The organism is Glaesserella parasuis (assembly GCF_017352235.1).
GTDB classification, from domain to species: Bacteria; Pseudomonadota; Gammaproteobacteria; order Enterobacterales; family Pasteurellaceae; genus Glaesserella; species Glaesserella parasuis.
On the sequence record NZ_CP071487.1, the window covers coordinates 975,563 to 998,180 of the forward strand.

Here is a 22,618-nt window from a genome sequence, read left to right on the forward strand (position 1 = left end):
GATACGATACTTAGCCCTTTGATTTATTTTTCAATAAATAGATTACTTTGTTGAATAAGTTGTAAAAACAGGGCGAGTGGCGGACGGCTAGTCTGTTTTTCGCCTTGTAGATCAAAATGTTCAAAATCGCCTTTACGGTTGATATGAAATTGCTCACCACTTGGCATTATCGCTACATTCCATTTATAGTTTGAGGCTAGAAGCCATTTTCGGCTATTTTCTTTCGTTAAATCAATACCTTGTGCATAATCGCTAATTGGCGATGTTACCCCGAAGAACTGGCTTAACAGTGTTGGAGCTATGTCTAAATGGCTAGAAGGTAAGCTATAGGTGCGGTTATCACCTTGCCAGTAGATAAGCATTGGTACTTGGATCCGAGCTTGTGCAAAACTGTTGTCGCTAGTGACCGCTTGTTCAGCAATATCAGAGGTAATCACAATTAAAGTACTTTGGGCTAAGCCTTGTTGTTCAAGGGTTTGCCAAATTTCATTGAATTGCCAATCTAAATTTTTGCTTTGTTGGGCATAGTCTATGCCTGAAGGAAGTTGTAGATCTAGATAGCTAAAAAATGCTTTGTCGCTACGTTTGCCGATCCAGTTTTTCCATTTCTCAATGGCTTCAAGATTGCTTTTTGTTTTAGGTAATTTGAAATGGGCAAATAAGGCTCTGTGGTAAATCGGTTCTGCAAAGCCGTTGTGTGAAAATAGCCCAAATTGGTAGTTTAGCTGTTGTAAACGAGCGATCAGTAGCGAAGGGGCTTTTTCGTTCAAAATTGCGTCTAAATAGCGTCCACTTAATCCGTAAAATAGTCCAACGATGCTACCGCTTAGGCTATCACTGCTGTTGTAATGTTGGGTGAAACGGCGAGCATTTTGGCTGACTTGGTAAAGCGATGGCATTGTTTCTGCGGTAATCGCTTCATTTTTTAAGCCAGAGAGATTAATGAAAAGTACATTAGGCTTATGCTGTGGTTCAACAAATTGCAAGGCTTTGCGCGGGTAGTTGAGATAAAAGGTGTCTAACCGACCGCTTTCTTCGATCTGCTGTTCTAATACTGCACGGTCGATAAGTCCGTGTTTTTCAAGGAAACTGCGTGCAGTCATTGGGTAGGAAAGCGGATAGTTTGCTTTTTGGGCGGTAATCGGGCGATATAGGGTCATATCCGCCCACGCATAGAGTAAATGGGTAGCTGTGAAGCAAGCTAGAAACAGCATTGCAACATATTTTCCCCACTTCTGGCGGTTGAAACTACGGAGCTTATTCCAACACCAACGAGAGTAAAGCATTTCTGCTAATAAAATGAGTGGCATTGGCACAAAAAGCAATTGCCATTGGCGTGTCAGTTCGCCGTCGTCGTTAGGATTGACTAACAGATCCCAAACAAGCGGTGACAAATGGAGGTAAAAACGCTTAAAGACTTCGGTATCAACTAATAGGATCGTCATTCCGATAGTCGCAAATATCACTGAAATACTACGGAAAGCACGGTTATTTTTAATCAGAAAGCTCAGAGGAAAGAGCAACAGCAGATATAGTGCAAAGACGACAAAGCTAAAATGCCCAAATAAGCTAATAAAAAAATAGAGCTTGCCGAAAAGGGTGTTTGGCCAGTCGGCATTAAAGGCATAGCGAGAGGAAATTAGCAACGTCACAACGATATTAAATAACGCAAACCAGTGACCCCAACTAATGCGTTGTGAGATCTCTTCTCGATATTGCCGAGAATTTTCAGGAAGAAGGTAGCGAAGTTGATTTAACATATTATTTTGCCGATTTTAATGAGTTTTTTAAGGCAGAGCTAAATGCCTCAGCAAGCACTTCACGTTGCTGTGGGCTTTGCACGTTGGTGACTAAAATGTTCGTTACCATATTCCCCAAAACCATTAACGAGAGATCGACTGTGGCTTTGTGTTTTTCAAGGGTTACAATAAGATCGTTTAATAGTGCTTCAATTTGTTTATCTTGATATTTTGATTTGGTTGTCATTGGAGTTACATCTTAAAAAATAAAATTGGTGGGAATAGTAGCATAAAAGTGATTTACAAGCGGTGAGTTTTACGCAATTTTTCAATATTATTTTGGTTTTTAAGTATGGAAAACGTCTAGCGTTTGCAAGGGGAAGTCTTATTTGGGAGAACTATGTTGACGTCCCTGTCCTTTTGGGTATGGGGGACGTCAAAGTGAGCGTTTTAGTTGTTCATATAGCTCTGGTATAGGATTTCCCAGTCTTGTGGGTAAAAATGGATAGATAATCTTCCTTTCTCTTTATTAAAAGATCGCAATAGCCGATCCAAATTGCCTTGCTTCCATTCATTCCCTTGCTGGATTTGGCATTTATCAAAATCAATCAGCCAAAATATTCCTTGATTGTCGATCAAAATATTATGAATGTTGAGATCTGAGTGATGAACTTGATGATCGTGTAGCAGGCGAATCAGTTGCCCAATCTGCTGATATTGTGCTGGTGTTAAGCTCTTTGTTTGTAGATATTGGCTCAGATCTTGGGTATCTGCAATTTTTTCTAACAAAATATCCGCTTGATAGAAACAACATTGACGCTTCACTCTAATTGCAATCGGCCGAGGCACTGGAATTTGCCATTTAGAGAGCTGAGCGAGCAAACGAAATTCTTGCATTGCTCGTGTTTTTTCATGGCTTTGAAAAAGATAGCGATCTTTAACGAGCTTACCAAATAAGCCACCACGATAATAATGACGAAGCACACTATTTACACCGAGTTCTTTTTCGGTGTTGAGAAACCAAGTTGTACCACGCCCTTTTGATGAACCTAACAAGCGGTTGGATTGACTGAAATCTTTGCAATCTAGTAATTGCTGCACAAAAGATTGTTTTTCATCGGCGACAAGTTGAGTATTAAAATGGTAATACATATTTTATTATTCTCTTTTTGATGTAATTGCGATTCTACACGATTTTTGTGGATTGCGTTGTATTTTTAAGGCAATTTGGTAGAATCTTTCGTTTAAATTTTTAGAGGATCATCAATGAGCAACATCTCTCCAGAAGCCCAAAGTGTGCGTGATGCACTTCTTGCAAAAGGGATTGAAACCCCAACGGTTTGCCATCAGAAAGATAAAGATTCTCGTCGTAATGAAATCCAGCAACATATGCGTGCTGTCCTTGAATTATTAGGTTTGGATTTACGCGACGACAGTTTAGAAGAAACGCCGCATCGTTTAGCGAAAATGTATGTGGACGAAATCTTTAGCGGTTTAGATTATGAAACCTTTCCAAAAATCACCAAAATCAAAAACCAGATGAAAGTGAGCGAGATGGTTTTAGTGGATGATATTACCTTAACCAGCACCTGTGAACACCACTTTGTGACAATTGATGGTAAAGTGGCCGTGGCGTATTACCCAAAAGATTGGGTTATTGGATTATCAAAAATTAACCGTGTTGTGCAGTTTTTTGCACAACGTCCACAGGTTCAAGAACGTTTTACCGAACAGATTTTAACGGCATTTCAAACCATTTTAGAAACAAAAGATGTGGCGGTTTATGTGAAAGCAACCCATTTCTGTGTGAAATGTCGTGGAGTAAAAGATACACATAGCCAAACAATGACGTCTGCATTCGGCGGTGTGTTCTTGCAAGACAGAGATACTCGCAAAGAGTTCTTATCGTTAATTAACAAATAAGTGTTTGGTATAGTGCTTAATTATGTCTATGGAATATAACATTACTTTCCTCGATCATCTTATGTGATGTGTGATTAGGTAGAGGTAGTAATGCTGAAATAATTAATAGGCAAGTATTATTTAAAGTAGGTACAAATATTGTAAGTTATGAAATTTATTATCAAACTTTTCCCTGAAATTATGATTAAAAGCGATTCCGTGCGTAAACGCTTTATCAAAATTTTAACCTCCAATATCCGTAATGTGTTACTGCGTGAAACAGAAAATGTGGCAGTAATTCGCAACTGGGATTTTATTGAAGTGCGAGCAAAAGTCGCTGAAGAAGCTCCTCTCGTATTGGATTTACTCAAACGCACCCCGGGTATTCATCATATTCTTGAAGTAGAAGAAATGCCGTTTACCACAATGCATGACATTTTTGAGCATACCCTTGCGAAAGTAAAAGGGGAATTAGAGGGTAAAACCTTCTGCGTGCGTGTTCGCCGTAAAGGTAAGCACGATTTCCGCTCGCTTGATGTGGAACGTTATGTGGGCGGCGGCTTAAATCAGCATATCGAATCGGCAAGTGTGAAATTGACTAATCCTGATGTAACGGTGCGTATTGATATTGACCAGGATAAGATGTTGCTCATCAAGGCTCGTCACGAAGGTTTAGGCGGTTATCCGATTGGTACGCAGGAAGATGTGCTATCGCTGATTTCTGGCGGTTTTGACTCAGGCGTATCAAGTTATATGCTAATTCGCCGTGGTTCTCGTGTGCATTATTGCTTCTTCAATCTTGGCGGTGCGGCACACGAAATCGGTGTGAAACAGATGGCGTACCATATTTGGAGCCGTTACAGCTCGTCCCATAAAGTCCGTTTTGTGGCGATCAACTTTGAAAATGTGGTCGGTGAAATTTTAGAAAAAGTCGATAACGGACAGATGGGCGTGGTACTAAAACGTATGATGGTGCGTGCTGCCAGCAAAATTGCTGAACGTTTTGATATTCAAGCAATTGTCACGGGCGAAGCATTAGGGCAAGTATCAAGCCAAACCTTGACGAACTTACGCTTAATCGACAAGACTTCCGATACTTTAGTGTTACGTCCGTTGATTACCCACGATAAAGAGCAAATTATCGCAATGGCAAAAGAGATTGGCACAGATGATATTGCCAAATCTATGCCAGAATTTTGTGGCGTGATTTCAAAAAATCCAACAGTAAAAGCGATTGAAAGTAAAATTATCGAAGAAGAAGGGAATTTCAACTTTGACGTTCTCGAACAAGCGGTACAAAACGCCCATTATTTAGATATTCGTGAGATCGCTCAACAGACCGAAAAAGAAGTAGTGTCCGTTGAAACTACTTCTGAATTAGGCGAAAACGATGTGATCTTAGATATTCGTAGCCCTGAAGAAGTGGATGAAAAACCGTTCAGCCTTGAAGGGGTTGAAGTCAAAGAGCTACCGTTCTATAAACTCTCTAATCATTTCGGCAACTTAGATCAATCGAAAACCTATCTGCTCTATTGCCAGCGTGGTGTGATGAGCAAATTGCAAGCTCTTTATTTGAAAGAGAATGGTTTTAGTAATGTAAAAGTTTTCAGTATCCTCTAGTTATTTTAATTAAGGAGTTAATATGACTCAACTAAGCGTTGTGATTTTAGCAGCGGGTAAAGGCACTCGTATGTATTCAGATTTACCAAAAGTCTTGCACCCGATTGCAGGAAAACCGATGGTAAAACACGTGATTGATACAGCAAAACAGCTGTCGGCAAAACAAATTCACTTAATTTATGGTCACGGCGGTGATTTATTACAACAACGCTTATCTGCAGAGCCAGTAAATTGGGTTTTACAAGCGGAGCAATTAGGCACAGGACACGCAATGCAACAGGCTGCTCCATTTTTTGCCGATGATGAAAACATTTTAATGCTTTATGGCGATGCCCCTTTGATTACTGCGACAACTTTAGAGAAATTGATTGCAGCTAAACCTGAAAATGGGATTGCGTTATTAACAGTGGTATTGGATAACCCAACGGGCTACGGTCGTATTATCCGTGAAAATGGTTCCGTAGTTGCGATTGTGGAACAAAAAGATGCTAACCCTGAGCAATTAAAGATCCAAGAGATTAATACAGGGGTAATGGTTGCAAGTGGCGCTAGTTTCAAAAAATGGTTATCGCAATTAGATAATAACAATGCTCAAGGCGAGTATTACATTACTGATGTGATTGCAATGGCAAATCGTGATGGTTACAAAGTTGAAGCTGTTCAAGCAACAAATTTAATGGAAGTTGAAGGGGCAAATAACCGCTTGCAACTTGCTGCTCTGGAGCGTTATTACCAAAAAATACAAGCGGAAAAATTGTTATTGGCTGGTGTGACGATCATTGATCCTGCTCGTTTTGATTTGCGAGGTACGGTAACGCACGGTAAAGATGTGGTTATTGATGTGAATGTGATTTTAGAAGGTGCTATCCAGTTAGGCAATAACGTTAAAATTGGGGCTGGCAGTGTGCTGAAAAATGTTGTGCTAGGTGATAATGTTGAGATTAAGCCTTATTCTGTCTTAGAAGATAGTGTGATCGGCGAAAGCGCTGATGTTGGCCCATTCGCACGTTTGCGTCCAGGTACAGAGCTGGCAGCAAAAGCTCACGTTGGTAACTTTGTGGAAATCAAAAAATCTACCATTGGCGAAGGTTCAAAAGTGGGGCATTTAACCTATATTGGCGACAGTGAAATTGGTGCAAATGTGAATATTGGCGCTGGCACTATTACTTGTAACTATGATGGAGCTAATAAATTTAAAACTATCATTGGTGATAATGTGTTTGTCGGATCTGATACTCAGTTAGTTGCCCCTGTGACTGTCGCAAGCGGTGCAACCATTGGGGCTGGTTCAACCATTACTAAAGATGTGGCGGCTGATGAACTGGTTATTACCCGTGTGCCACAACGCCATATTCAAGGTTGGCAACGTCCGACGAAGAAATAATTCATTGTACTAGGAAAATCCTCTTTTAGTGTAAAAGAGGATTTTTTATCAGCTCTGTGCCGTAAAACTCTGCTTGCAAGATGCAGGGATATGATGTGTCAAGAATCTATGCCGTTTTAATCTTCATTGATATGGGCGTTGAGAATGTTGGGACATGGGGTTCATAGTAATAATCATACTATTACAATTTTAGTATTATATTTGGTAATATATTTCGTACTTTTCCGCAAATGTAATAATGCTAAAAAGCGGCAGAATATTACCGCTTGTGAAAAATGGTGTAGGTGTTTTATGAAAAAGTATATTACCTTATTTGTTAGTTTATTTTTATCCATAACAGGATTTGCTCAGCCATTATCCACACCATTAGCTTATTTGACTGCAATGAATAAAGCTCATCAAACCTTAAATTATGAACAGCTTTACATTTTTCAAAAAGGCGATGATGTAACCTCTTTACGCTATCGACACGCCTATGATAACGGACAAGAGTACGCTCAACTACTACATCTTGATGCCACAAGAGAAGAGATGATTTTAAGGGAAGATGTGGTTGGGTATTTTGGTGATTATCAGCCGTTCAGTTTAAAAACACCCCATATTTTAGATGATTTCCCAACCGTTGTTTATAGTAATTTTTCTCAGCTTGAGGGCTATGCGTTTTTAGATAATGGGAAAAGTCGTGTGGCAGATCGTATTGCAAGGGTAATTCGGATTGTGCCAAGGGATGATTTCCGTTATCAATATATGTTGTGGATCGATGAGGAAAATCATCTGTTGCTGCAAAGCCACTTGTTGGATCGAGATAATAATGTGTTAGAGCAATTTAGGACAATTCAATCTGTGGTAGATGAGCAGTTATTGTACATTGTAGAGCCAATTCGTACATTAATTCTACCAACGTTACTGCAAACTAAAGTACATTCGGAACTAAAACCTTTAGAATGGCAGCTAAAATGGGTGCCTAATGGATTTAAGCAGGTGGCTTCAGGACAACAAAATTTGTCTGAGGTGTTGGCTCAAGATGAGCAGATCGAAAGTCGATTATATAGTGATGGTCTGTTCTCTTTTACGGTATATCTTGTGCAAAATAAGGGGATTTCATTTCAAGATCAGTTTTGGCGTGAGGGAAAAACCAGTGTTTACAGCCAGACAATCGGGGATAAAGATGTGATTATTGTGGGCGAAATTCCGTTGGCATCGGCACGCCATATTGTGCAAGAGATTGAGTTTAGTTCACAAGGTGAAGAACAATGATGATTGAACAAGCCACTGTTATTCAGTATCAAAATGGAATTGCTAGAGTGCAATGCCAAGCAAAATCTAGTTGTGGCGGTTGTGTAGCTCAAAGCCATTGTGGTTCAAAAGCCCTTTCTGCATTGGCGGGGGAAAAATTTGCACCGCAATTTGATTTAGCGGTTGAGATGCCTTTGCAAGTCGGTGATAAAGTGAAAATTGGGTTAGCCGAGAGAAGTTTGTTAGAAGGTGTTTTTTGGTTATATGCGGTGCCATTATTTGTGATTGTGTTATCAACATTGGTTTTATCGCAATGGCTTTACAATGAATTATGGGTGGCTGCTGGGGTGTTGTGTACTACGGCAGTGACTTTTTTTATGATTAAAAGAGCTGTTGCTCAAAAATCTCAGGCTCAGTTTATTCCTGTATTTTTGGGTAAAGTTTAAAGGAGATGTAATGGAAAAAATTTGGTTTGATAATTATCCAGCAGAGGCTGAACGTACCTTAGATGTGGAGCCTTACGAGTCGTTGGTGGAGATGTTTGAAAAGGCGGTACAACGCCACCCTGATATTCCTGCTTATATTAATATGGGTCAGGTACTTACATTTCGTAAATTGGAAGAGCGTAGCCGTGCTTTTGCTGCATATTTGCAAAATGAATTACGCCTTGAGAAAGGTGAACGCATTGCGTTGATGATACCGAATTTGTTGCAATATCCGATTGCGTTGTTTGGTGCGTTGCGTGCAGGGTTAGTGGTGGTGAATGTCAATCCGCTTTATACACCGCGTGAATTAGAGTATCAATTGAATGATAGTGGAGCTAAAGCGATTGTCGTCGTGTCAAATTTTGCGGCAACCTTGGAAAAAGTGGTGTTCAATACGCAGGTGAAGCACGTTATTTTGACCCGTATGGGCGATCAGCTCTCTTTTGGTAAGCGTACGCTAGTCAACTTTGTTGTGAAGTATGTGAAAAAATTGGTGCCTAAATATAAATTGCCACATGCGGTCAGTTTCCGTGAGACATTAAGTATCGGGAAACAGCGTCAATATGTAAGACCAACGCTCTATAAAAATGATCTGGCGTTTCTTCAATATACAGGCGGGACAACAGGAGTGGCTAAAGGGGCAATGCTAAGTCATAGCAATGTGATTGCCAATATTCTTCAAGCGAAATGGGTAGCCTATCCTTTAATCCAACGAAGCCAAGAGCGAATTGGGGTAATTGCTCTGCCGCTCTATCACGTTTTTGCTTTGACAGTGAATTGTTTATTATTTATCGAACTAGGTGTAACGGGGTTGTTAATTACTAACCCTCGTGATATTCCAGCTTTTGTGAAAGAGTTGAAGAAGTATCCTGTGATGGCGATTACAGGGGTAAATACTTTGTTTAATGCGTTACTGAATAATCCTCAACTGAAAGAAGTTGATTTTTCTAACTTGAAGCTCTCTGTAGGCGGTGGTGCAGCAATTCAGCGTGCGGTGGCGGATCGTTGGCATAAGACAACGGGGTGCCATATTATTGAAGGTTATGGTATGACCGAATGTTCCCCATTGATTGCGGCAACACGTAACGATTCTACGGAGTATTCGGGATCTATTGGTGTGCCAGTACCAAATACCGACATTCGTATTGTTGATGATGCTGGTAATGATTTACCGATAGGTGAGCGTGGCGAGTTATGGGTAAAAGGCCCTCAAGTAATGCAAGGTTATTGGCAATGCCCTGAAGATACCGCAGAAGTGCTAAAAGATGGCTGGATGGCAACAGGTGATATTGTTGAGCTGGGACAAGACCTCAATTTACGCATTGTTGATCGTAAAAAAGATATGATTATTGTATCTGGTTTTAATGTGTATCCTAATGAGATCGAAGATGTCGTGGCATTACATCCGAAAGTGAATGAAGTGGTTGTGGTTGGTATTCCAAGTGAAGTATCGGGTGAAAGTATTAAGGTCTTTGTGACTAAAAAAGATGAAAGCCTAACTCGTGAGGAACTGCGTAATCACTGTCGCCAACATTTAACAGGCTATAAAATTCCTCGAGAGATTGAATTCCGTGATGAGCTACCGAAAAGCAATGTAGGTAAGATTTTACGCCGTGTGTTGCGAGATGAGGAAGTTGCTCGAGTGAAATCACAGATGGAAGGAAAATTGTAGTGAGAATAAGTGGTATATCTGCGGTTGAGATATACCACTAGTCATTATATTAATCTGAATTAAGGATCTCTTTTGAAATTAATTAAATATTTTGCTCTGATTGTTTTAGTGTATGCTGTTCCAACGCTGTTTACAGAAACGATGGCTGGTGATTTGTCTAAAATTCAGCAGAAAAGTCAGGCATTAAAAAACAAAATTGATGAGCAAAAGAAAAAACGTGATAGTTTGCAATCGACATTAAAAAATCAAGAAATTGAAATGGGGAAAGTCCTTAATAGTTTAAAACAAACAGAAATGACTTTGTCTGAAACAAGGGCATCGATTAAACGCACAGAACAAGAGATCAAGCGGTTAGAAAAGCAGGAAGCGGTACAAAAAGAGAGGCTTAAGGAGCAGTTGGATTCTGCCTATCGTTCGGGTATTCATCCTTCAGTCTTAGAGAGATTGTTATCCGAAGAAGCCAAAAATGCAGATCGAATGGGGGCTTATTATGAGCATATCAATCAAGTGAGGATTGATGCGATCTATGAGTTACGTCGCACACAAGCGGATCTTAAAGCTCGCCGAGATGAGTTAAAAGAGCAACAAAAAGGGCAACAGACGCAACTTAATAAACAGAAGAAGCAAGAGAAAGATTTGCAGAAAGTCAAAAATGAACGTGAAAGTACATTGCGTTCTATTGATAAAAGTTTAGCTCAAGATCAAGGTCATTTAGAAAATCTGAAAGCGAATGAAGAGGCGTTGCGAAATCAGTTGGTACAAGCAAGCAATGAGTCTGAACAGCAAGAAAAACAAGATATTGCGAAACTTGAACAGAAAAAGAATAAGGAAGAACGTCGTAGCGCAACGGAATCTGAAAAACAGCAAGTTCGGGCAGGTAATGGCTTATCTGGGAAATATCGTATGCCTGTTTCTGGGAAAATCATCAATCGCTTTGGCTCAACACAGATGGGTGAAATTAAATGGAACGGCGTGGTAATTCAAGCAAGTGCAGGCACACCAGTCAGAGCAATAGCTGGTGGACGAGTGATTTTAGCAACTTGGTTGCAAGGTTATGGGGAGGTAGTCGTGATTGAACACGGTAAAGGCGATATGTCGTTGTATGGCTATAATCAATCAGTCAATGTGCGTAAAGGTGAGCGAGTTCAAGCAGGGCAGGTGATTGCGAGTGTAGGAAACTCTGGCGGTCAAAGTCGTTCAGCTCTCTATTTTGAAATTCGCCGTAAAGGTGTGGCGGTCAATCCTTTGAAATGGGTACAGTAAAATGAACAAATGGATAAACAAGCGGTCTATTATTTTGTTGCTTTTGCAAATTTTCGGGCTTTTTGCACCGCTTGCTTATGCGAATAAATTGGTGATCGTTATTGATGATATTGGCTATCGAATAAAAGAAGATAATGCCATTTATACCTTACCCAAAGAGGTCAATGTTGCCATTATTCCTTCTGCACCTTATGCCACAGCCCGAGCAAATAAAGCGAAAGAACAAGGACGAGAGATCTTAATCCATTTACCTATGCAACCCAAAGTGAAACAGCCTATTGAAGCTGGGGCATTATTGGTGGGAATGGGGGAAAGCGAGGTGAGTGAGTTAATTCATCAGGCTCAACAGCAAGTACCTTACGCCATTGCCTTGAATAATCATATGGGTAGTAAAGCGACTGCGGATAAAACGACAATGCAACACTTGATGAAAGCCTTATCACAGCAAAGGTTGGGGTTTTTAGACAGTAAAACCGCAGGGGATAGTGTGGCTTATCAAACAGCAAAAGCTTATGGGTTAAATGCATTAGAACGCCACATTTTTTTAGATAATAGTGATGTGTTTGCTGATGTACAACGGCAATTTCAACACGCCGTTCAATATGCTCGCAAACACGGTATTGCGATTATGATTGGGCATCCTCGTAAGCACAGTATCGCCGTGCTTGAACAGGGGATTGCAAATTTACCTGCGGATATTCAGTTGGCGAGTTTGAGTAGTTTATGGAAAACGGAAAATGTCGAACCAGTTAAACCATTTATTATGTTGTTTGAGATTGAACCTGCTTTAACCTCTAAAGCACCTTATCGGGCAGTGCCGTTATTAAGAGGGATACCTCAGGAATAGGTTTATGTTAATTTAAGTAGAATAACACGATGAAAACAAGATTATCTTTTTGTTCGTTATTAGTTTTAATTGGTATAGCGAATGCAGAGCAAACAGTGTTACTTGAAGTTGATGGGATCAAAGATAAAGGTCTCTATCAAAATGTGCGTATTTACCTCTCGCAGTTAAGCAACGATGATGCGGACAGCTCAGAACGTTACCAACAGCTTGTACAAGAAACTGTCGATAAAGCCTTACGAGCAAAGGGATATTACAATACTCAATATCGCTTTGAACTAACCCCTCGTACTTCTTCTAACAAAGATCTCTTAACGCTATATGTACAATTGGATCAGCCAGTTAAATTAGATGAACGGGAAATCAAGATCACCGGACAAGCCGAGCAAGACGATGATTTTAAACGGTTATTAGCCAAAGAGGTTCCGCCAATGGGAACGGTGCTTAATCACGAAACCTACGATAATTTTAAAAGCAGTATAGAAAAACTCTCTCAAACAAACGGCTATTTTGATGGGCAGTGGTTGTATCACCGTTTAGAAGTCCATCCGAAGGAATATCTTGCCGATTGGCGATTGGGCTATGATAGTGGGAAACGTTACCGCTATGGCAAAATAGGGTTTAAAGGCAATCAAATTCGAGAGGAATATCTCACGAATATATTGCGTATTAAGTCTGGTGACTATTATTATTTGAACGATTTATCGATACTATCGAACGATTTTTCTTCAAGTAGCTGGTTTTCATCTGTTTTAGTTGAACCAAGTATAAAGCAGCCCTCAAAAGAGGTGGATTTAGACATATTATTAATACCTAAAAAGAAAAATGATATTGAAGTGGGGATTGGCTATGCCACAGATGTTGGTCCTCGTTTGCAATTTAACTGGAAAAAGCCTTGGATAAACGGGCGAGGGCATAGTTTAGAGCTAAATAGCTATTTATCTAAGCCTAAACAGAGAGTGGAGTTTGGTTACAAAATGCCTGTAAAAGCACAGCCACTTCATTACTACTATCAGGTGTCAGGTGGGCTTGATCGAGAAAATCAAAACGATACCCAATTTACAGGGGCATATTCTGCTTTTCAGCGTTTCTGGAACCACGAAACAGGCTGGGCGTTCTCCTTCGGGGTTAAAACCCGTTATGATGCTTTTAGGCAGGGTAGTGATAAATTTAAGACCTTCTTGCTCTACCCAACAGCCTCTCTAAATCGCACTCGTTCTGATGGCAGACGCTTTCCTTTATGGGGGGATAGCCAGAAAGTTACCATCAATTTTGGGGATAAAGCTTTCATATCAGATGTGAGTTTTTACAGTTTTAAGGCTTCAACGGCGTGGGTAAGAACCTATTTTGATAATCATCGTATCGTTGCAAGAGCAGAGGTCGGCTATTTAAAATCAGCGGAATTTGAACGTATTCCACCTTCCTTACGTTATTTTGCAGGGGGGGATATGAGCGTAAGAGGTTTTGGTTACAAAAAGATTTCCCCTAAAAATAACCAAGGTAAACTAACAGGGGGATCGCATTTAGCAACAGGTTCTGTTGAGTATCAGTACCAAGTGTACCCAGATTGGTGGGCAGCGACCTTTTACGATACGGGCTTATCCGATAAAAAATTCAGTAGCAAAGCCCTACATTCAGGGGCAGGAATTGGTGTACGTTGGGCTTCGCCTATCGGGGCAGTTAAATTTGACCTAGCAATGCCAGTACGCTCACCAGATAATAAAAAAGGGCTACAATTCTACATTGGCTTAGGCACAGAACTTTAGTGAGATAATGTTATGGAAAAAGAGCAATCTTTAGCACAATCACCCAATGATACAGCAGTAAAACCCCACAACACAAAATGGCGTTGGTTATGGCGTGGTTTATGTGTGCTACTGATTTTGCTTTTATTGCCTTTAGCTTTTCTTGCAACAGGAATGGGGCAAAGAACCGCTTTAACCCTTGCAGATAAATGGTTAGATCCGCTTTCGATTGGCAAAGTGGAGGGAAGCCTACAAAATGGCTTAACGCTTACGGATACTGCGTATCAGCTCAACGGGGTCAATGTTCAAGTTGGACAAGCGGAATTACATTTAGATTTGAGTTGCTTATTGGCATATTCCGCCTGCGTGGAAAAAATTGCAATCAAAGACACACAAGTGGCGGTTGATACCAGCAAACTTCCCCCGTCCACTCCAAATACACAAACAAGCGGTGAGTTTAATTTGCCAATTGGTGTATCGTTAAAACAGATAAGTATAGACAATCTAAAGGTTCAAGTTGATGAACTTGATATTGGCTTACAGCATTTCCAATCGGGCATTCAAGGAAAAGGGAAGAGCCTCTCATTATCCCCAACCCAATTACAAGGTTTAACTGTTTCCCTTGCACCACAGCAAACTACGGAAAAGCCTCAAAAAGTTGCTGAAACTCCCTCTCAGCCGATAGATTGGGAAGCCTTAAAACAACAGCTTGCACAGCCGATCTTAACCAAATTAGATCCTATTCAATTACCTGTTAATCTCTCTGTGCTGGAATTTCAAGCAAAACAATTGCAGTTGAGCCAGAAAGTTAAGACCGCTAAAGGTATAAGCGAAAAATCGCTATTAAAAATCAGTTTGCTTGAGTTGCAAGCGAAATCTGACGAACAATCAGTGGAATTGCAAAAACTCAACCTGCAAAGCGACAAAGGCACTATTTCAGGGATTGGCAAACTCACCTTGTCAGGTAATTATCCTTTAGATTGGAAACTCAATGCTCAAATTCCACATTTAAAAGAGCTTGCAATTCCTGCAAGTCAGGCAGATCTCATTTTATCTGGGGAACTCTTTGGCATTGCTGAGCTAGATCTCAAAACAAGCGGTGCTTTTGAAGCAAATATTCACAGTACTTTGCAATTTTCGGAACCTAAAACACCGCTTGATCTCAGTATTAAAAGTCCGAAATTCAGTTATCCTTTTATCGCAGGGAAAGGTAAAGATCCGCTTGTCTTTGAAAAAATCGACCTCGCTTTAAAAGGCGATCTACTCAATTACTACTTAAACGGTAGCTTATCCGCCAAAGGTATGAACATTCCCCCTGCAGATTTAAGCCTAAAAGGGCAGGGGGAATTAACCTATTTTGCAGTCAATGAAGCATTGCTCAACGCACTACAAGGGCAAACCAAATTCAGTGGCAAAGTCGATTGGACAAACGGCTTAGAATGGCAATCCAACCTTGCCTTACAGAATGTCAATACCAAATCCATTTTTCCTGAATGGGTTGCGTTACTATCGGGGGAATTTCGTTCTCAAGGTTTTGTTGGGCGAGGTGAAACAGGCAATGAATGGGCGGTTGTGCTAGACAATATGGATTTGCACGGCAACTTACAGCAAAAGCATTTACAGTTAAAAGGCACCTTGACAGCAGATCATAACACCTTACTCAATATCCCTGAAGCAAGTTTAATTTATGGCGAAAACCGCATTGTAATGCAAGGTGTTTTAGGCGAAAAATCTGATTTCAATGCCACCATTAAAGCCCCGAATTTACAAGGTTTAATCCCACACTTAAAAGCCAATATCAACGGACAAATTAAGCTACAGGGAAATATCAATGAACCTAGTTTAGATCTCGATCTTATCGCTAATCATGTAGCCTATGATCAATTTCAGCTACAACATCTCAATGCCAAAGGGAAAGTAAGCACCGCACAACAAGTGCAAGGTGATCTCGAAATAGGCTTGCGTCAATTAACTTACGGCGAAATAACTCTAGAGAACGCTAATCTTACAGCAAATGCTAGTGAAGCAAATCATAGCCTGAAACTGACCGCTAAAGGAAAGCCTGTGGGTATCCAGCTTCACTTAGCAGGGCAGTTTGATCGTAGCAAACAACAATGGCAAGGTGAACTAAGTAATCTCAATATCCATACCCCTGTTGGCGAATGGAAAAATGATAAAAATCTACAAGTTAGCTATCACAATCAAGAACTTAAAGCAGATGTTTCCGCACATTGTTGGCGAAATCCAAAAGCAACGCTCTGCTTGCCACAAACATTTAGTGCGGGTAAAGAGGGGAAAGTGTCGTTTGAAATCAAACAATTTAACCTTGAAATGCTACAAGAATACTTGCCGAAAGAGAGTATATTAACTGGTATCGTCAATGCTAAAGGTGATGTGGCTTGGTTTAGCCAAAAAGATCCCGAAGTTAATGTAGAGCTACTTTCAAATAGCCTTAAATTTACACAAAAACTGAACGGACGCAGTTTCCCTCTGTCCCTTTCATCATTGAAATTAAATGGCAAAATCGCAGAAAACAATTTGAGCTTGGATAGCGATATTCGCATAGAAAATAACGGGCGTTTAACCAGCAAGCTACTGATGAAAGAACTTACCAAACAGCGAGGATTGTCTGGCAACATCAATATAGATCAGCTAAATTTACGTTTAATCGAACCGCTACTTAGCACAGATGAAAAAGTTAATGGGGATATTAACGCTCGTTTAACACTGGGTGGAACAGCTCTATCTCCACAACTGCTAGGCAATTTAAACTTAACAGGGCTACAAGTGCATTCTAAATCAATGCCATTTGATGTAACAGGTGGAATGCTTGCCTTAAACTTTAAAGGTGCAAGTTCAACCTTAAAAGGCAATATTCAAACGAAAGAAAGCCAACTATTACTTGAAGGCGATGCAAATTGGCAAAAACTAGAGGCTTGGCATACACGAATAAAAGCACAAGTCAACCGCTTCCGTGTTGATATTCCTAATATCGCCAAAGTTGATCTCAGCCCACATATTGAAGTAAAAGCTACGCCAAAAGAGTTAATCCTTGGCGGAAATATTGATATTCCTTGGGCAAGAATTGCCGTAGAAGAACTACCTAAAAGTGCTGTCACCATCAGTAGCGACGAAGTGATTATGGACGGATCAGCAAAAAACAAGAACAAAGCTACCGCTTTACTGAATAAAAACTTGCCTCAAAATAACAACGGAATGGCAATCAAAGCTGATGTCGCTATTAACATTGGTAACGACGTAAAATTAGATGCCTATGGTCTTAAAACAGATCTAAACGGCATTATCAAAGTCCAACAAGGAAATCGAGGATTAGGTTTATATGGACAAGTTCATTTAAAAAACGGCACCTTTGCCTCTTTTGGACAAGATCTCGTAATTCGTAAAGGGCTTATATCCTTTACTGGATTGTCTTCCCAGCCAACCCTAGACATTGAAGCGATCCGCAACCCAGAAGCAATGGAAGATGCTAATGTAACTGCAGGGGTTAAAGTCACAGGAATTGCTGATGCCCCCGAAGTCAAAATCTTCTCAACCCCGTCAATGTCACAGGATCAGGCATTATCCTACATTTTAACTGGACGAGGATTAGATGGCGGTAGCGATGCAGATTCAAGCAATTCCGTTGCTGCCGCCTTAATTGGAATGAGTTTATCAAAAAGCAGTAAAACCGTTGGCACCGTGGGCAGTGCCTTTGGTATCAACGATCTCAATGTCACTACCGCAGGGATTGGAGACAACACAAAAGTCGTCGTCAGTGGTAGTTTAACACCGAAATTCAAAGTAAAATATGGCGTAGGACTTTTCGCCCCTCTTACCGAATTAACCTTACGCTACCGCCTTGCCCCAAGCCTCTATTTGCAATGGGTGTCAAGTATCAATCAAGCGGTAGATTTGATGTATCGGTATGAATTTGATTAGTTTTTAATGGAAATTAGCACGCCAAATAAAGATTGACTTTTATATAGAAAATTTATACCATCAAAGGCGATAGGATTAATATCCTGATTTGGTGAACGCTACCATTAAAGTGCGATGTATATGTGGTGAACGCTACCATTAAAGTGCGATGTATATGTGGTGAACGCTACCATTAAAGTGCGATATAAAACAAAAAGGCACGGTAGTGCCTTTTTGTGTTTATAAAGGAATATCAATATGAAACAAGAACTTCAACTCAAATTGTGCAGAATTAATCCTGAATATACAAAATTTTTACACTCTATTGATACTCGTATTTCTCCCGAAAAAGAATTGGATAAAAATAAAAGACGTATTTTTGTTGGCGTTGTATTAACAATTAACCATATTTCTTATTTTGCTCCATTATCATCAGCCCCCAATACTAAAAATAATAAGAAACCATTTGATAAGCGTTTTGTTATTAAAATCACAACGGGTTTCGATAATAAAAAAACTATTGCGGGTATTAAACTAAACAATATGTTTCCTGTTTTAGATACTGTTATTGAAGACATAGATCTTACTAAAGAATTTGAAGAAGAGCATAAATATGCTTCATTGTTGATGAAAGAAATGCTTTTTATCAATAACCCAATAAATCAAAGAAAAATAAAGGAGAAAGCAACTAAAGTTTATTCAAAAGCAATTAATAAAAAAGATAACTTTGAACAATATTGTTGTAATTTTAAATTGCTTGAAGAATATTATCAGGGTTTTGAAAAATCTCAGTAATTTAATTGAAATTTCATCATTTACGCACATATAAGTGGACACTCGTGGAAAAACAACGTCAAAAACAATTACAAAAATGGCTACGCCAACAGCAAAAAATTGTAAAAAAGTGGCTTTATTTAAATGTCTTATTCGGCTCATTCAGTGCAATGTTATTAATCGCACAAATGGGTTTACTCGCCACAATGTTACATCAGATGATTGTCGAGCATCGTTCGCCGACAGAATTTCTGTCACAACTTGGATTATTACTGACTTGCTTTGCAGGCAGAGCGATATTGCTTTGGTTAAGAGAGCGGACTGGTTTTAAAGCTGGGCAAATGTTGCGTATTCATTTGCGTGAGCAAGTAATGGCTAAGTTGTCTCACATCGGTCCAATGTCGATCCAACAACGCCCTGCAGGAAGCTGGGCAACGTTAATGTTAGAACAAGTAGAAAATATCCATAATTTCTACGCTCGCTACTTGCCACAGCAATATCTATCCTTAATCGTACCGCTTGCTATTTTGGCGGCTGTTTTTCCGTTGAACTGGGCGGCTGGCTTAATTCTATTTGCTACCTTGCCGCTGTTGCCGTTGTTTATGGCGTTAGCTGGTATTAAAGCTGCTGAAGCAAATCAAAGAAATATCGGTATTCTCTCTCGTTTGAGTGGGCAGTTTTTAGATAGCTTAAAAGGGCTAGAAACGATCCGCCTGTTTGGGCAAGCCGACAAACAGACAGAGCAAATTTACCAACGTACCGAAGAATTTCGCCAAAGTACAATGGACGTGCTGAAAATGGCATTTCTTTCTTCTGCGGTATTAGAGTTTTTTACCGCCATTTCTATTGCGGTAATGGCGGTCTATTTTGGTTTTACCTATTTAGGTGAACTCAATTTTGGTGCTTACAACACTTCTGTTACCCTCTTTATCGGCTTTTTTTGTTTGATGTTAGCCCCTGAATTTTATCAACCATTGCGTGAATTAGGGGTTTATTATCACGATAAAGCCGCCGCAATCGGGGCGGCGGATAGCCTAGAGCATTTTTTAAGTGAAACAGTTTTAGCTCAAACCACTGGGCAAAAAAAAGTGCCAAACCAACCGCTTGAAATTCACGCCCAAGATTGTGTGATCCTCTCGCCACAGGGCAAAGCATTAACAGAACCGCTAAATTTCCAACTACAGGCTAATCAACATATTGCCTTAGTGGGGCAAAGTGGGGCAGGAAAAAGCTCACTGATGAATATGTTGCTAGGTTTCTTATCTTATCAAGGTAGCGTGAAAATTAATGGCATTGAGTTAAGAGAACTCGATATGGCTCAATGGCGTGCGACTTTGGCGTGGGTAGGACAAAATCCACAGCTAATGCGAGGCTCACTACGAGAAAATATTCTATTAGGTAATGAACACGCCAACGAAACCGATTTAACAAATGCTCTTGCCTTGTCAAAGGCTGATGAATTTGTCTATCGTTTGGGATTAGATCGAGAAATCCAAGATAGCAACATCGGGCTTTCGGGCGGACAGGCTCAACGTATTGCCATTGCTCGAGCCTTATTACGCCGATCTCAACTGCTATTACTTGATGAACCTACCGCTAGCCTTGATATGCAATCGGAACAACAGGTGCTAAGTGCATTGCACAATCTCAGCCGAGAGCAAACCACATTGATGATTACCCATCGTATTGAAGATTTAAAAGAAGCTGATGAAATTTGGGTAATGAAACAAGGGCAAATTATCCAACGTGGAAACTTTACCGAGCTTGCCTTACAAGGCTTTTTGCAGAATTATTAGGAAATCAATAAGCTATGCGTTCACTTTTCCCTTTTCTTGCCCTGTATAAAACTCATTTTGGGCGTTTAATATTAGGTATCATTTTGGCTATCACCAGCTTGACGGCTAGTATCGGCTTGCTCAGTTTATCGGGGTGGTTTTTAGCGGCGTCTGCTTTAGTTGGTTCAAGCCTACTTTTTAATTTCTTTTATCCATCATCAGGGGTAAGAGGACTTGCTATCGGTCGCACTATTTCTCGTTATTTTGAACGCCTAGTCACGCACGATGCCACATTTCGTGTACTGGCTAATTTACGTATTGCGGTGTTTAGCAAACTTATTCCCCTTAGCCCAGCAGGGTTAAATCGTTATCGCCACAGTGAGTTGCTTAACCGCCTTGTTGCAGATGTTGATACCCTTGATACACTCTATTTAAACCTACTTTCCCCTTTTATCAGTGCCATTATGGTTATTCTGTTTATGGGGATAGGCTTGTCTTTTGTTTCGCCTCTATTAGCGTGGGTAATTTGTGGCACTTTAGTTGCATTATTACTGATTTTCCCGACACTTTTTTACCATTTAGGCAGAAAATTAGGCAAAATCGCGATACAATCCAGAGCTACCTACCGCTCACAGTTTATCGAGTGGATCCAACTTAACGGCGAATTTTTACTATTTGGTGTATTGTCAAAAGCCACAGATAGACTAAAACAGACCGAACAGCAATGGCTCAAGGCACAAAGCCACGAAAGCCAATTAGGCGGTTTATCAAATGCACTCCTAATGTTTATTAACGGCATTTTAGTCACTGCCGTGATTTACTTATCAGCGACCGCCATTAATGTACCACAGGCAGACAACCCCGAAGCCCTTATCGCCTTAGTTGTCTTTTGCGTACTGGCTTCCCTTGAAATCTTAATGCCGATCGGAATGGCCTTCTTACATCTAGGACAAGTGATTGAAGCGGCAGAACGGATCAGCGAAATCACCGCACAGCAACCGACAGTACAATTTAATGGCACAGCTCAATGGAAACAAACCGAGGCTAACCAACCGCTTATTACCTTTAATCAGGTAAGTTTTTCCTATTCACCAGAGCACGAGCAAGTACTCAACCACATTTCATTTGAGATAAAAAAAGGTGAACGCATTGCCATATTAGGTAAAACGGGTAGCGGAAAATCAACAATTTTCCAACTACTCACCCGCAATTACGATCCCACAAGCGGCGAGATCCTCTTAAATGGTTGCAATATTAAAGATTACCCTGAAAAAACATTACGCCAACAAATTGCCGTACTTAGCCAACGCGTCCACATTTTCAGCAATACCCTGCGTGAAAACCTACGCTTTGGCAACCCACAAGCCACAGACGAAGCTTTATCTGAAGTGCTGGCAAAAGTCAATTTAAGCTACCTTCTCGAAGAACAAGGCTTAGATTTATGGTTAGGCGAAGGCGGGCGCCCACTCTCTGGTGGCGAACAACGCCGATTAGGATTAGCACGCCTATTACTCAGCTCTGCCGATATTCTCTTACTTGATGAAGCAACGGAAGGATTAGATCGAGATACAGAGCAACAGATACTAAAACAGATTTTATCCCATACTCAAGGAAAAACCTTGCTGATGATTACCCATCGTCTAAACGGGTTGGAACAGTTTGATCGGGTTTATCGGATAGCTTCTGCGATTCTGAGGTAAGGATGTTAAAGTTATTTTGTCCTAGGTCGACATTTTGCATGGCATAGAACAATAAACTAGCGACAATGCTACTATTTCTTGTCGCTATTTTTAAGCATATGGAAAAATATCGTTAGTTTTTATTATTTTTCTAATGAGTAGCTGGCTTCAAATTTCAGCCTATTAATCAATGTATTATTTGCAGGCGGAAATTGTCCTTCTTCTAAATCTTGTTGAGCAATCCAAAATCCCTCTTGCCCTTCCCTACCAAAAGGTTCACCTACCCACTCTTCCACCAAATAGAAAAAAAACTCAATCACTTTAGTTGGATACTCGAAACTGAAATGTTCATACGGAAAAGCACTTAACACATAAATACCGATTTCTTCTTCCAATTCGCGACGTAGTGCTTCCTCAGGTGTTTCACCTTGCGACACCTTACCGCCAGGAAATTCTAGCGACTGAGCAAAATCTTGTCCTTCTAAACGTTGTGTTAAGTAAATTTGCCCAAATTCATTGCGGATAATTCCAGCTGAAACTTGAATAAGAGGTTTAGACATAATAATTCCTTGTATAAAACCA

General features: G+C 40.2%; 17 protein-coding genes. 13 read left to right on the forward strand and 4 right to left on the reverse strand.

All coding sequences use genetic code 11. The annotated features are described in order from the left end of the window. Window positions 1-23: 23 nt before the first annotated feature. From J1G47_RS04915 to J1G47_RS04925, 3 genes are all read right to left on the reverse strand, one after another. On the reverse strand, window positions 24-1,760 hold the full coding sequence (locus J1G47_RS04915; protein WP_075592207.1) for a DUF3413 domain-containing protein: 1,737 nt from the start codon (window positions 1,758-1,760) through the stop codon (window positions 24-26). 1 nt (window position 1,761) lies between these two features. Beyond that, the gene (locus J1G47_RS04920; protein ID WP_075592206.1) at window positions 1,762-1,986 is read right to left on the reverse strand and encodes a YejL family protein; all 225 of its coding nucleotides are present in this window, start codon (window positions 1,984-1,986) and stop codon (window positions 1,762-1,764) included. Between the two features lie 203 nt (window positions 1,987-2,189). After that, window positions 2,190-2,891 carry a 3-deoxy-D-manno-octulosonic acid kinase gene (locus tag J1G47_RS04925; protein WP_021110592.1) on the reverse strand — a complete coding sequence of 234 codons (702 nt, stop codon included), beginning with the start codon at window positions 2,889-2,891 and terminating at the stop codon, window positions 2,190-2,192. 114 nt (window positions 2,892-3,005) lie between these two features. On the opposite strand from J1G47_RS04925, the gene folE reads away from it, so the two are divergent. The 13 genes from folE (at window position 3,006) to cydC (ending at window position 22,057) form a co-directional block, all read left to right on the forward strand. Beyond that, the gene (gene folE, locus J1G47_RS04930) at window positions 3,006-3,662 is read left to right on the forward strand and encodes a GTP cyclohydrolase I FolE (RefSeq protein ID WP_010785766.1); all 657 of its coding nucleotides are present in this window, start codon (window positions 3,006-3,008) and stop codon (window positions 3,660-3,662) included. Between the two features lie 147 nt (window positions 3,663-3,809). Beyond that, on the forward strand, window positions 3,810-5,261 hold the full coding sequence (gene thiI / locus J1G47_RS04935) for a tRNA uracil 4-sulfurtransferase ThiI (RefSeq protein WP_016528056.1): 1,452 nt from the start codon (window positions 3,810-3,812) through the stop codon (window positions 5,259-5,261). 22 nt (window positions 5,262-5,283) lie between these two features. After that, window positions 5,284-6,645, forward strand: coding sequence for a bifunctional UDP-N-acetylglucosamine diphosphorylase/glucosamine-1-phosphate N-acetyltransferase GlmU (gene glmU, locus J1G47_RS04940; protein ID WP_075592204.1), 1,362 nt, complete (start codon window positions 5,284-5,286; stop codon window positions 6,643-6,645). 291 nt (window positions 6,646-6,936) lie between these two features. Further along, on the forward strand, window positions 6,937-7,902 hold the full coding sequence (locus tag J1G47_RS04945) for a MucB/RseB C-terminal domain-containing protein (protein ID WP_005710857.1): 966 nt from the start codon (window positions 6,937-6,939) through the stop codon (window positions 7,900-7,902). Next, window positions 7,899-8,327, forward strand: coding sequence for a SoxR reducing system RseC family protein (locus J1G47_RS04950; protein WP_112062988.1), 429 nt, complete (start codon window positions 7,899-7,901; stop codon window positions 8,325-8,327). Before J1G47_RS04945 ends, J1G47_RS04950 begins: the two co-directional genes overlap by 4 nt. 10 nt (window positions 8,328-8,337) lie before the next feature. After that, window positions 8,338-10,038, forward strand: coding sequence for a long-chain-fatty-acid--CoA ligase FadD (gene fadD / locus J1G47_RS04955; RefSeq protein ID WP_010785762.1), 1,701 nt, complete (start codon window positions 8,338-8,340; stop codon window positions 10,036-10,038). Window positions 10,039-10,110: 72 nt separating this feature from the next. Continuing rightward, window positions 10,111-11,301, forward strand: a complete 1,191-nt coding sequence (envC, locus tag J1G47_RS04960) for a murein hydrolase activator EnvC (RefSeq protein WP_010785761.1) — start codon at window positions 10,111-10,113, stop codon at window positions 11,299-11,301. Window position 11,302: 1 nt separating this feature from the next. Continuing rightward, complete coding sequence (locus J1G47_RS04965; RefSeq protein ID WP_010785760.1) at window positions 11,303-12,148, forward strand: divergent polysaccharide deacetylase family protein; 846 nt, start codon at window positions 11,303-11,305, stop codon at window positions 12,146-12,148. Window positions 12,149-12,177: 29 nt separating this feature from the next. Further along, window positions 12,178-13,911, forward strand: coding sequence for an autotransporter assembly complex protein TamA (gene tamA / locus J1G47_RS04970; protein ID WP_207326808.1), 1,734 nt, complete (start codon window positions 12,178-12,180; stop codon window positions 13,909-13,911). 12 nt (window positions 13,912-13,923) lie between these two features. Continuing rightward, window positions 13,924-17,829, forward strand: a complete 3,906-nt coding sequence (tamB, locus tag J1G47_RS04975; RefSeq protein ID WP_207326809.1) for an autotransporter assembly complex protein TamB — start codon at window positions 13,924-13,926, stop codon at window positions 17,827-17,829. A gap of 237 nt (window positions 17,830-18,066) precedes the next feature. After that, complete coding sequence (locus tag J1G47_RS04980; protein ID WP_012621620.1) at window positions 18,067-18,603, forward strand: type III toxin-antitoxin system ToxN/AbiQ family toxin; 537 nt, start codon at window positions 18,067-18,069, stop codon at window positions 18,601-18,603. A gap of 44 nt (window positions 18,604-18,647) precedes the next feature. Next, a complete protein-coding gene (gene cydD / locus J1G47_RS04985; protein ID WP_207326810.1) occupies window positions 18,648-20,378 on the forward strand; it encodes a heme ABC transporter permease/ATP-binding protein CydD in 1,731 nt (576 codons plus the stop codon). Between the two features lie 14 nt (window positions 20,379-20,392). Next, the gene (gene cydC / locus J1G47_RS04990; protein ID WP_207326811.1) at window positions 20,393-22,057 is read left to right on the forward strand and encodes a heme ABC transporter ATP-binding protein/permease CydC; all 1,665 of its coding nucleotides are present in this window, start codon (window positions 20,393-20,395) and stop codon (window positions 22,055-22,057) included. Window positions 22,058-22,179: 122 nt separating this feature from the next. On the opposite strand, the gene mutT is transcribed toward cydC, so the two are convergent. Continuing rightward, window positions 22,180-22,596, reverse strand: coding sequence for an 8-oxo-dGTP diphosphatase MutT (mutT, locus tag J1G47_RS04995; protein WP_005710841.1), 417 nt, complete (start codon window positions 22,594-22,596; stop codon window positions 22,180-22,182). Between the last annotated feature and the right edge of the window lie 22 nt (window positions 22,597-22,618).

What these genes read in the sequence shown, in the direction of transcription:
- tamB (WP_207326809.1), top strand. Translation starts at nt 13,924, where the DNA reads ATGGAAAAAGAGCAATCTTTAGCACAATCACCCAATGATACAGCAGTA.
- J1G47_RS04925 (WP_021110592.1), bottom strand. Translation starts at nt 2,891, where the DNA reads ATGTATTACCATTTTAATACTCAACTTGTCGCCGATGAAAAACAATCT.
- glmU (WP_075592204.1), top strand. Translation starts at nt 5,284, where the DNA reads ATGACTCAACTAAGCGTTGTGATTTTAGCAGCGGGTAAAGGCACTCGT.
- J1G47_RS04950 (WP_112062988.1), top strand. Translation starts at nt 7,899, where the DNA reads ATGATGATTGAACAAGCCACTGTTATTCAGTATCAAAATGGAATTGCT.
- tamA (WP_207326808.1), top strand. Translation starts at nt 12,178, where the DNA reads ATGAAAACAAGATTATCTTTTTGTTCGTTATTAGTTTTAATTGGTATA.
- cydC (WP_207326811.1), top strand. Translation starts at nt 20,393, where the DNA reads ATGCGTTCACTTTTCCCTTTTCTTGCCCTGTATAAAACTCATTTTGGG.
- thiI (WP_016528056.1), top strand. Translation starts at nt 3,810, where the DNA reads ATGAAATTTATTATCAAACTTTTCCCTGAAATTATGATTAAAAGCGAT.
- fadD (WP_010785762.1), top strand. Translation starts at nt 8,338, where the DNA reads ATGGAAAAAATTTGGTTTGATAATTATCCAGCAGAGGCTGAACGTACC.
- J1G47_RS04965 (WP_010785760.1), top strand. Translation starts at nt 11,303, where the DNA reads ATGAACAAATGGATAAACAAGCGGTCTATTATTTTGTTGCTTTTGCAA.
- J1G47_RS04915 (WP_075592207.1), bottom strand. Translation starts at nt 1,760, where the DNA reads ATGTTAAATCAACTTCGCTACCTTCTTCCTGAAAATTCTCGGCAATAT.
- J1G47_RS04980 (WP_012621620.1), top strand. Translation starts at nt 18,067, where the DNA reads ATGAAACAAGAACTTCAACTCAAATTGTGCAGAATTAATCCTGAATAT.
- J1G47_RS04920 (WP_075592206.1), bottom strand. Translation starts at nt 1,986, where the DNA reads ATGACAACCAAATCAAAATATCAAGATAAACAAATTGAAGCACTATTA.
- J1G47_RS04945 (WP_005710857.1), top strand. Translation starts at nt 6,937, where the DNA reads ATGAAAAAGTATATTACCTTATTTGTTAGTTTATTTTTATCCATAACA.
- mutT (WP_005710841.1), bottom strand. Translation starts at nt 22,596, where the DNA reads ATGTCTAAACCTCTTATTCAAGTTTCAGCTGGAATTATCCGCAATGAA.
- folE (WP_010785766.1), top strand. Translation starts at nt 3,006, where the DNA reads ATGAGCAACATCTCTCCAGAAGCCCAAAGTGTGCGTGATGCACTTCTT.